This is a genomic window from Clostridium boliviensis (assembly GCF_033342255.1).
Taxonomy (GTDB): domain Bacteria; phylum Bacillota; class Clostridia; order Lachnospirales; family Lachnospiraceae; genus Lacrimispora; species Lacrimispora boliviensis.
Map to the genome: position 1 here is coordinate 1 of NZ_JAWONS010000251.1, position 413 is coordinate 413.

Here is a 413-nt window from a genome sequence, read left to right on the forward strand (position 1 = left end):
CTCGAACCGCTTATTGGGAAGTTATTGCCACAATTTTCTCCTCGCCCTGCCGGGCCTCGGACTTCTTCAGCTCCACCCTTTGTCCTTCCTGTAAGTTGGTGAACAGGACCGGGGTGATGGGGGAGGGCGCCTTGTCCCGGATCACGTCCAGATCCACTTCCATCAACTTTTGACCCGGCTTGACCGCATCCCCTTCAGCGATAAAGGACTTGAAACCCTCTCCCTGCAAGTTGACGGTATCGATCCCGATGTGAATCAGAATTTCCCGCCCGCCTTTGGAGCGGATGCCGATGGCGTGTTTGGTGGGGAACACATTGACGATTTCCCCCTCAACGGGAGAGACGACGACCCCCTCCGCCGGATCGATTGCGAAACCGTCGCCCATCATCTTCTGGGAAAAAACCTGGTCCGGC

At 56.9% G+C, this 413-nt stretch carries 1 protein-coding gene; it reads right to left on the bottom strand.

Annotated features, from left to right (window positions below; translation table 11 throughout):
• Positions 1-10 precede the first annotated feature (10 nt).
• Positions 11-413, bottom strand: a 403-nt coding sequence (locus RZO55_RS16970; protein WP_318065446.1) for a PTS sugar transporter subunit IIA, incomplete at its 5' end; no start/stop codon positions are given.